Here is a 6,544-nt window from a genome sequence, read left to right as displayed (position 1 = left end):
GGATTAACAATGAGCAAATTCGTCGTTGCGGCTGCTCGCCTGCCAGCAGGGCCGTCAGCGAGGGCGCCTCAGGGTGCAGAAGTACTGACAGCAGTTTTGCTACATCCAGTACGCTCCCCCCGCCGATACCAACGACCATCTGCGGCTGGCTGGCGCCCAGCTGGCTGACGATCTGCGTAACATCGTGATGGTTGGGCTCCGCTGGCACGCTGTCAATGACCTCAACTTCACGCCCTTCAGCCGCCAGCAGGCGATGAATCGCCTGGGTTGCCTCCAGCGCCCCGACGTTCTTGTCGGTCACCAGCAGGATTGAGGTTTTACCGGCCAGCAGCGGGAGCAGGGCCGATGAGGCGCCAGCCCCGCTGATGATTGTGCTGTGTATCGTCGCCACGCGTTTCTCCTTGGTAGTAATTGATTGAATTCAATCATTCATAAATCTTGCTACTCGTCTGATGGGGAAAAGTTATAATTTATACGGCAACTTAATAACTTGAGCTTGCTCACATTTAATCAAATATGATTGAATATAATCAATTTAAGATTTTATCGACTACAAGGCAGGACAATGAACGACGGCAATAACAGAGTGCTGGTGCTGGCGGATGACTTTACCGGGGCCAATGACGCCGGGGTCAGCCTGGCGGAGGCGGGTATGTCGGTGGAAGTGGCCTTCACCGCCGGACAGCCATCAACCGCCCGGGCATTAATTCTCAACAGCGACAGCAGGGCGATGACCGCCGCCGCGGCGGCGGACAAGGTCGCCGCTCTGCTGCGCGGCGCGGCGACATTCGTCCCGCACTGGCAGGTAAAGAAGATCGACTCCACGCTGCGCGGTAATCCCGGCGGCGAACTGGAGTCAATGATGGCGGCGCAAGGCTGCCGGATGGCGGTGGTGGCCCCGGCTTATCCGGCAGCCGGGCGGCATACCCGGGACGGGCGCTGCTATGTGCATGGCGTGCCCCTCGATCAGACCGAATTTGCCAGCGATCCGAAAACGCCGGTGAGCCGGGCGGAGATTAGCGAAATTATCGCTATGCAGAGCCGTCTTCCCTGTCTGACCCTGAACGCTGGCCAGCTTCCGGCGGCATTAGCGACGGCGGGCGAGGAAAAGCGAGTGTTGATTGTCGACGCCTGGGAAGACAGCCATCTGGACCAGGTGATCGACGCCGTTGCGCCCCATGCGCGGGAGACCCTGCTGGTCGGCTCGGCGGGTCTCTGCGAGGCGCTGGCTCGCCGCCTGCGCCGCAGCGAGCAGGGCCCGCTGCTGGCGGTGGTCGGTTCGATGAGCGAGATGGCGCAGCGTCAGGTTGCTGCGCTGCAGGTCCATTCCCGAGTACGGGTGATTGAAATTGATATCGAACAGGCCTTTAGCGGATCGCCAAAGGAGGAAGCTTCACGGATCGCCGGGGCGCTGCGCGAGGGCCAGCACTGCGTGGTGACCACCCGCCCGAATCACGCCGTCCGGCAAGGGATTGAAGCCCGGTGCCGTGAACGCGGCCTCAGCCGCGCCGCCTACGGGGAGCACATCTGCGCCTGGCTTGCCGACGTCACGGCGCAGGCGGTGGCGCAGTCTTCCCCTGGCGCGCTGTATCTTTCCGGCGGCGATGTAGCCATCGCCGTCGCGCACGCGCTCGGCGCCACAGGGTTTCAGATCCGCGGCCGGGTGGCGGAGTGCGTTCCATACGGGCATTTTCTCGGCGGCCGCTGGTCGCGGCCGGTGATGACCAAAGCCGGAGGATTCGGCACCGACACCACGCTGTTACATGTTGTGAATTTTATTGAGGAGAAACTGAGTGTCTAAGATGATTGCAGTGACAATGGGCGACCCGGCAGGGATTGGTCCGGAGATTATTATCAAATCCCTCGCCGAGGGGGCGCTGAGCGGCGCGCCGGTGGTGGTGGTGGGCTGCGCGCAGACGCTGCGGCGGATCCTGGCGCTAAATATCACACCGCGTGCGGAGCTGCGCATCATTGACCATCCCGCCGAGGCGAGTTTCTCCCCAGCGACCATCAACGTCATTGATGAACCACTCAGCGACCCGCAGGGGCTGCGCCCTGGCGAAGTCCAGGCCCAGGCAGGGGATCTCGCGTTTCGCTGCATCAGGCGGGCGACCGCGCTGGCGCTGGAGGGCGCGGTCGCGGCCATCGCTACCGCGCCGCTGAATAAAGAGGCGCTGCATCTCGCCGGGCACGCTTATCCCGGCCATACCGAACTGCTGGCCCACCTGACGCAGACTACCGATTACGCCATGGTGCTCTATACCGAGAAGCTTAAGGTTATCCATATCACTACCCATATTTCCTTGCGCCAGTTCCTCGATACCCTCAACCAGCCGCGGATTGAGACGGTGATTGGCGTGGCGGATCGCTTTCTGCGCCGCGTCGGCTATCCGCGTCCGCGCATCGCGGTCGCCGGCGTTAACCCGCACGCCGGGGAGAACGGCCTGTTTGGCGATGAAGAGATCCGTATCGTCGCCCCGGCGGTCGCCGCCATGCGGGCGAAGGGAGTGGAGGTGACCGGCCCCTGTCCGCCGGACACGGTGTTTATGCAGTGTCACGAAGGCATGTACGACATGGTAGTGGCGATGTATCACGACCAGGGGCATATTCCGCTGAAGCTGCTGGGATTCTATGACGGGGTGAATATTACCGCCGGGCTGCCGTTTATCCGTACCTCCGCGGATCATGGCACTGCGTTTGATATTGCCTGGACAGGTAAAGCGAAGTCTGAGAGCATGGCAACCTCCATTGAGCTCGCCATGCACATCGCGCAGGAATAACATGAAGGGATATAACCGGTTAGAGCAGATTATGGACTTCCTGAAAAGCCATAATCTGGTGACAGTCGACCAGCTGGTGGCGGCGACCAACGCCTCGCCGGCCACCATTCGCCGCGACCTGATCAAACTCGATCAGGAAGGGGTGATCAGCCGAACGCATGGCGGGGTGACGCTGAACCGGTTTATTCCTTCCCAGCCGACGACGCTGGAGAAAGCCCAGCGTAGTCCGCTTGAGAAGCAGGCTATCGCCAGTGCGGCGGCAGCGCTGGTGAAAGCCGGCGACGCCATTGTGCTTGACGCCGGCACCACCATGATTGAGCTGGCGCGGCAGATCACCCATCTGCCGCTGCGGGTGATCACCAGCGATTTACATATCGCGCTGTTCCTATCGGAATTTAAGCAGATCGAAGTGACGATTATCGGCGGGCGCATCGATGACAGCAGCCAGTCGTGCATCGGCGATCACGGCCGCCGCCTGCTGCAGACCATCTGGCCCGATCTCGCCTTCGTCAGCTGCAACGGCTGGGACCTTGAGAAGGGGATCACCGCCCCGACGGAGGAAAAGGCCGCCCTGAAGCGCGATCTGATGGCCAATGCCCGGCGGCGTATCCTGCTGGCGGACAGCTCCAAATACGGCGCCTGGTCACTGTTCAACATCGCTCCGCTGGCGTCGTTGTCCGATATCGTGACCGACGCCCACCTGCCGGATAAAACCCGCGAGGCGCTGGAGACCCTTTCCCCGCAGCTGATCATTGCCGACTGACTCGCAGGCTGCCGTCAGGGCAGACGGGCGATATTGGCCTTGATCACCGCGATCGACTGGCTGAACTTCGCCTGCTCTTCGCCGGCCAGCTGCAGTTCAATGATCTGCTTCACGCCACCCTGGGCCAGCACCGCCGGCACCCCAGCCGCCGCGCCGCTGACCCCGTACTCGCCGTCAAGAATGCAGGAGACCGCCAGCGCGCGGTGGCTGCCGGTGAAGATATTGCGGCAGATCTCGGCGATGGTCCCTGCCACGCCATATTCGGTGCAGCCTTTACCCGCGTAGATCTCAAATCCCAGCTTGCGCACTTTGTCAGCCATCGCCTCGCGATCGAGCGGCAGGCCGGTGCGCTGCTGGTAGAGGTCGGCGATTGGCGTGCCATATACCGAGGAGTGCGACCACACCGGAAACTGGGTATCGCCATGCTCGCCGAGGATAAAGGCGTCGATGCTCTGGGCGCCAATCTCCAGTTCCTGCGCCAGCAGGCGACGCAGGCGGGTGGTATCCAGCCAGACGCCGGTGCCCAGCACCTGGCTGCGCGGCAGGCCGGAAAGCTGCCATACCTGCCAGGTGATGATGTCGCAGGGGTTGGTGGCCACCAGAAAGATGCCGTTAAATCCGTTGGCCATCATCGTCGGCACAATGCTCTTCACAATCTTCGCGGTGGAGGTCAGTTCATCCAGCCGGCTCTGGCCGGGGCGCAGCGCGCCGCCGGAGACGGTGATCACCGCGATATCGACATCGGCGCAGTCGCTGGCCTCGCGGGTGGAGATGGTCATCATCCCCGGCAGGTAGGCCGCGGCGTCGCTCAGGTCCTGAGCGTGGGCCTCAGCGCGCTGTTGGTTAAGGTCGACGAGGATCAGCTCCTCGCAAATGCTCTGGTTGAGCAGGGCGTAGGCCGCCGACGCGCCGACATTGCCGGCGCCAATAATCATCACTTTACGGGCTTTGGTGTGCATATTCAGATCTCAAGTACGAACGGCTGGGGATAAAATTACTGTGTTTCAGTGGGTTAGCGCAATAGGCGGGCGGCAATATAAGTTAATGCTATGTCGGGAAAAGCCGCCGGCCGCGCTACAGTGGGGTAAAAAAGGAGCTCACCTATGTACACCATCACCGACATCGCCCCTACCGACGCCGAATTTATCGCCCTGATTGCCGCCCTCGACGCCTGGCAGGAGACCCTCTACCCGGCGGAGAGCAACCACCTGCTGGACCTTAGCCAGCTGCCGCCGCAGACGGTCATCGCCCAGGCGATCCGCAGCCCGCAGGGCGAGGCCGTTGGCTGCGGGGCTATTGTTCTCAGTGAGGAAGGCTTTGGCGAGATGAAGCGGGTCTATATCGATCCCCAGCACCGCGGCCAGCAGCTGGGAGAAAAGCTGCTGGCGGCGCTGGAAGCGAAAGCGCGTCAGCGCGACTGCCATACCCTGCGCCTGGAGACCGGTATCCATCAGCATGCGGCCATCGCCCTCTACACGCGCAACGGCTACCAAACCCGCTGCGCGTTTGCGCCGTATCAACCCGATCCGCTCAGCGTGTTTATGGAGAAACCACTGTTTGCCGATCTTCGTTCAGCAGCGCTATAAACGCCTCCAGCTGGCGGATTTTGGCGCCCCGGCGCCACACCAGCCAGGTGGTGAGCCAGCGCCACTCTTCGGCCAGCGGCCAGGCGGAAACCTGCTGATGGCCGGGCATACTCTCCAGCATGCTGCGCGGGATCAACGCCAGGCCGGCGCCGGCGATGACGCAGGCCAGCATCCCGTGGTAAGACTCCATCTCGTGGATCCTACCCGGGGTCGCTCTGTCGGCATGAAACCAGCTCTCAAAATGCCGGCGATAGGAACAGTTGGCGCGAAAGGCGTAGACGTTGGCCCCGTTCACTTCGCTGGCGCGGGTGATGGGTGCGTGGCCGTAGGGGGCGACGATCATCATCTCTTCAGGGAACACCGGCAGCCCCTCCAGGCCCGGATGCACCAGCGGGCCGTCGACAAACGCGGCGCTCAGGGCGCCCTCCAGTACGCCGTCGATCATCGTCCCGGAAGGGCCGGTTGAGAGCGCCAGATGAATTTTCGGGTAGCGCTGATTAAAGTGGGCCAGAGTGCTGGGGATCCGTACCGCCGCGGTGCTCTCCAGCGAACCAAGTGAAAACAGCCCCTGGGGTTCGTCGCCCGCCACCACCATTCGCGCCTCGTCCACCAGGGCGAGGATCTGCTGGCTATAGCGCAAAAAGCTGTGTCCCGCAGGCGACAGGCGCAGGCGCTGGTTCTCGCGGATAAACAGCTCAACGCCGAGGTCGGCCTCCAGCTGGCGGATGCGGGTGGTGAGGTTGGACGGCACGCGATGCACTTTCTGCGCCGCCTGGGTAATGCTGCCGGTGCTGGCGACAGCGTTAAACATCTCTAGCTGAGTCAGGTCCATGATATTCTTCTTTTGTGAATGTGTTGCTTAATATTATTCATTTTCAATGAATGGAAAGGTAAGCCAGAATACGGACACTTCGCAAGCAACGAGAGAGAATAATGATGAATTTATCTGCAACGCACGCCGTCTCCGTCAATCCGACTACCGGTGAGGTGGTCTCCTCGCTGCCGTGGGCCAGCGAACGCGAGGTCGACGCGGCCATCGCGCTCGCCGCGGCGGGCTATCGCCAGTGGCGTCAGACGCCGCTTGCCGACCGCGCCGATGCCCTGCGCCGCATCGGGGCCGCGCTGCGCGCCCGCGGTGAAGAGGTGGCCCAGATGATCACCCTTGAGATGGGCAAGCCGATCGCTCAGGCGCGCGGCGAGGTGGCGAAATCGGCCAACCTCTGCGACTGGTACGCTGAACACGGCCCGGCGATGCTGGCGACGGAAGCTACCCTGGTGGAAAATAACCAGGCGGTGATTGAGTATCGTCCACTGGGCGCCATACTGGCGGTGATGCCGTGGAACTTCCCGGTCTGGCAGGTGATGCGCGGCGCGGTGCCGATCCTGCTGGCCGGCAACAGCTATCTGCTGAAGCA

At 62.2% G+C, this 6,544-nt stretch carries 8 protein-coding genes; 5 read left to right on the top strand and 3 right to left on the bottom strand.

Annotated elements, in window-relative coordinates; all coding sequences use genetic code 11:
- Positions 1 to 391, bottom strand: a 391-nt coding sequence (locus tag KHQ28_RS27495) for an iron-containing alcohol dehydrogenase (protein ID WP_211777768.1), incomplete at its 3' end; no start/stop codon positions are given.
- Positions 392 to 565: 174 nt separating this feature from the next.
- Here KHQ28_RS27495 and KHQ28_RS27490 point away from each other — a divergent pair.
- From KHQ28_RS27490 to KHQ28_RS27480, 3 genes are read left to right on the top strand one after another with little or no spacing between them, the layout of a single operon-like run.
- Complete coding sequence (locus KHQ28_RS27490; protein WP_055314448.1) at positions 566 to 1,801, top strand: four-carbon acid sugar kinase family protein; 1,236 nt, start codon at positions 566 to 568, stop codon at positions 1,799 to 1,801.
- A complete protein-coding gene (locus KHQ28_RS27485) occupies positions 1,794 to 2,780 on the top strand; it encodes a D-threonate 4-phosphate dehydrogenase (RefSeq protein ID WP_004151623.1) in 987 nt (328 codons plus the stop codon). The genes KHQ28_RS27490 and KHQ28_RS27485 overlap by 8 nt, the downstream gene beginning before the upstream one ends.
- 1 nt (position 2,781) lies before the next feature.
- Complete coding sequence (locus KHQ28_RS27480; protein ID WP_032418993.1) at positions 2,782 to 3,543, top strand: DeoR/GlpR family DNA-binding transcription regulator; 762 nt, start codon at positions 2,782 to 2,784, stop codon at positions 3,541 to 3,543.
- A 14-nt stretch (positions 3,544 to 3,557) separates the two neighbouring features.
- Here the strand turns inward: KHQ28_RS27480 and KHQ28_RS27475 are convergent, their stop codons facing one another.
- On the bottom strand, positions 3,558 to 4,502 hold the full coding sequence (locus KHQ28_RS27475; RefSeq protein ID WP_002904491.1) for an L-lactate dehydrogenase: 945 nt from the start codon (positions 4,500 to 4,502) through the stop codon (positions 3,558 to 3,560).
- Between the two features lie 144 nt (positions 4,503 to 4,646).
- On the opposite strand from KHQ28_RS27475, the gene KHQ28_RS27470 reads away from it, so the two are divergent.
- Positions 4,647 to 5,129, top strand: coding sequence for a GNAT family N-acetyltransferase (locus KHQ28_RS27470; protein WP_032418992.1), 483 nt, complete (start codon positions 4,647 to 4,649; stop codon positions 5,127 to 5,129).
- On the opposite strand, the gene KHQ28_RS27465 is transcribed toward KHQ28_RS27470, so the two are convergent.
- Positions 5,083 to 5,961 (bottom strand): LysR family transcriptional regulator, encoded by an 879-nt coding sequence (locus tag KHQ28_RS27465; protein WP_064147879.1) that lies wholly within the window; start codon positions 5,959 to 5,961, stop codon positions 5,083 to 5,085. The two genes, KHQ28_RS27470 and KHQ28_RS27465, sit on opposite strands and share 47 nt — an antisense overlap.
- A gap of 101 nt (positions 5,962 to 6,062) precedes the next feature.
- Here KHQ28_RS27465 and KHQ28_RS27460 point away from each other — a divergent pair.
- Positions 6,063 to 6,544 (top strand): aldehyde dehydrogenase family protein (locus tag KHQ28_RS27460; protein ID WP_211777767.1); only part of this gene is annotated, 482 nt, incomplete at its 3' end.

This window comes from Klebsiella sp. 28 (genome assembly GCF_018223905.1).
GTDB classification, from domain to species: Bacteria; Pseudomonadota; Gammaproteobacteria; order Enterobacterales; family Enterobacteriaceae; genus Klebsiella; species Klebsiella pneumoniae.
Note: the sequence above shows the minus strand (reverse complement) of the source record. Positions and strands in the feature narration are given on the sequence as shown.

What these genes read in the sequence shown, in the direction of transcription:
- KHQ28_RS27490 (WP_055314448.1), top strand. Translation starts at nt 566, where the DNA reads ATGAACGACGGCAATAACAGAGTGCTGGTGCTGGCGGATGACTTTACC.
- KHQ28_RS27480 (WP_032418993.1), top strand. Translation starts at nt 2,782, where the DNA reads ATGAAGGGATATAACCGGTTAGAGCAGATTATGGACTTCCTGAAAAGC.
- KHQ28_RS27475 (WP_002904491.1), bottom strand. Translation starts at nt 4,502, where the DNA reads ATGCACACCAAAGCCCGTAAAGTGATGATTATTGGCGCCGGCAATGTC.
- KHQ28_RS27470 (WP_032418992.1), top strand. Translation starts at nt 4,647, where the DNA reads ATGTACACCATCACCGACATCGCCCCTACCGACGCCGAATTTATCGCC.
- KHQ28_RS27465 (WP_064147879.1), bottom strand. Translation starts at nt 5,961, where the DNA reads ATGGACCTGACTCAGCTAGAGATGTTTAACGCTGTCGCCAGCACCGGC.